This window comes from Facilibium subflavum, assembly GCF_003574485.1.
Lineage (GTDB): Bacteria > Pseudomonadota > Gammaproteobacteria > Francisellales > Francisellaceae > Facilibium > Facilibium subflavum.
This window is the reverse complement of sequence record NZ_QLIT01000175.1, coordinates 1-1,863: the sequence shown is the minus strand read 5'-3', so window position 1 is coordinate 1,863 and position 1,863 is coordinate 1. Positions and strand designations below refer to the sequence as shown.

Genomic DNA, 1,863 nt, shown 5'->3' with positions numbered 1-1,863 from the left:
AAATTATCCTCTTCGTTAAACTGCTAACCCCTTCAAGTGGTCTTAAACCTCAATAGGCATTACCCTATTTACACCTCTACTACGAGCTAGTCCGACTACCTTGCTAAACTTACCTCTAGCTTTTTAGGCTCCAAGATAAGCATTCAGAAATAGCAAGGTTCTCCCAAGTTCCAAAGCAATCAGTTCATCTACCCGCTACGGACTCAGACCCCGGCACCTCCACGCATACTCGCCTTTACGTATTGCGTAGTGCTGATTTCAGGCATATGAAAACCTTGATCAGGTGCGACGATGATATATTACGGGGCTCAATACCTTCACTTGCGTTGTGGCTGATAGACCGCCCTTACTACAGCTTCATAATGTTCGTTACCTTGCATTATGTGTAGTTCGGTTCCAGACTGGTGGCTAGCCTTTTTCTGGGCTGGATTGTCCAGCTTGATTGCCTTAGCTTTGCTTGGCGCACTCATCATATCATCCCTATTACAGCTTATTGACTGGATAACTATCAGTGTAGGTTAATTTTGCTAGATTACCATTGTAATTACACCAAAATATTACCGAGACAAATGTACTTAGCTGAAAACTGTTAATATCGAACAAGCGTAAAAAATTGCTAAAATACTTGGGGTTGCATTGAACAAAACGCGCTTCTATCGTTTTATGGCAACTAAGTGCTTTGATTGGGATCGCATTTGCTATCTGGTATTCAAACTTATTCCTAAGCCTTTGACCGATCGACGTCTGCTTGTGGCGCTGGATGACAAAATCAGGGAAAGTTCAGGTATTAAAAAATTGGCATGGATTGACATTATTAAAAAAAATCAAATAATTAAAACAATTTTATTAAAAATGTATTGTTTTCTTATGCAAAACACACCTGTTTCATCAAACAAAAACCTGATTACCGGCTGTTTTAGCGCAATAATAGAATGGTATGATTTTGGGCTTTATTTATATATGATTCCAGTGTTTTCTGGCATATTTTTTCACCATACACAAGCCACTGTTAGCGTTATCTACGGTCTGCTTCTATTTGCTTTAAGCTACATTTGCCGCCCTATTGGCGGCATTATTTTAGGCTGGGTTGGTGAAAAAACCAACCGTAAAACTGTACTAATGATCACAACTTTTATGATGTTTATTGCTTTACTCATTATTGCCAGTCTGCCAACATCAAAAAATTTTGCTACATTATCGATATACCTGTTAACGCTGGCCAGGGCTATCCAGGGCCTGTCTGTTGGCGGTGAGTATGTTAGCTTATATGTTTTTCTAAATGAAGCTGCAAAACCAAGATGCCTAGGAAAAACTGTATCCCTTGGCAATGTGGCCTGTGGTTTTGGCATGTTACTCGCCGTGACATTTGTATATGCAATGTACTCTATCTTTTCAATACAGCAAATTCACACATGGGCATTTCGACTACCCTTTATATTTGGGATAATCTTAAGCATTATTACACTGATTGCCCAAAAAGGTTTAGTAGAAAACCCTCGATACAAAAAAGATAAAATAACCTATTTTCCAACCTTTAGTGACATCAAGCTGTGTAGTTTTTTGTTCCTTATCTGTGGTTTTGCCACGTCTATTTTTTACTTTACAGTTGCTTTTATCCCTAGCATAACTGCGGTACATATTAGGTTCTGTGAACCAAAAAAACTACAAGATGTGAAATTAAGTTGATTTAATTAAAAAATGATTTGCAAGGTTGCAATCCTTGGTTTGAAATATATTTGAGAAAAACAACAAAGGATTGCAAAATGCATTATCACATAAATGGAAATGCTTGGGAAAAGATTTATGAATTTTTAATGACGGTAAAGAGGATACACTGCAAAAATACGGAATCTTTGCGTTTAT

The 1,863-nt window shown here is 37.7% G+C and carries 2 protein-coding genes; one reads left to right on the top strand and one right to left on the bottom strand.

Annotated elements, in window-relative coordinates:
• Nucleotides 1-317: 317 nt before the first annotated feature.
• Nucleotides 318-470 carry a hypothetical protein gene (locus tag DNK84_RS14390; RefSeq protein WP_162902145.1) on the bottom strand — a complete coding sequence of 51 codons (153 nt, stop codon included), beginning with the start codon at nucleotides 468-470 and terminating at the stop codon, nucleotides 318-320.
• Nucleotides 471-636: 166 nt separating this feature from the next.
• Between DNK84_RS14390 and DNK84_RS10310 the strand changes: the two genes are divergently transcribed.
• On the top strand, nucleotides 637-1,686 hold the full coding sequence (locus tag DNK84_RS10310; RefSeq protein WP_162902374.1) for an MFS transporter: 1,050 nt from the start codon (nucleotides 637-639) through the stop codon (nucleotides 1,684-1,686).
• Nucleotides 1,687-1,863 lie beyond the last annotated feature (177 nt).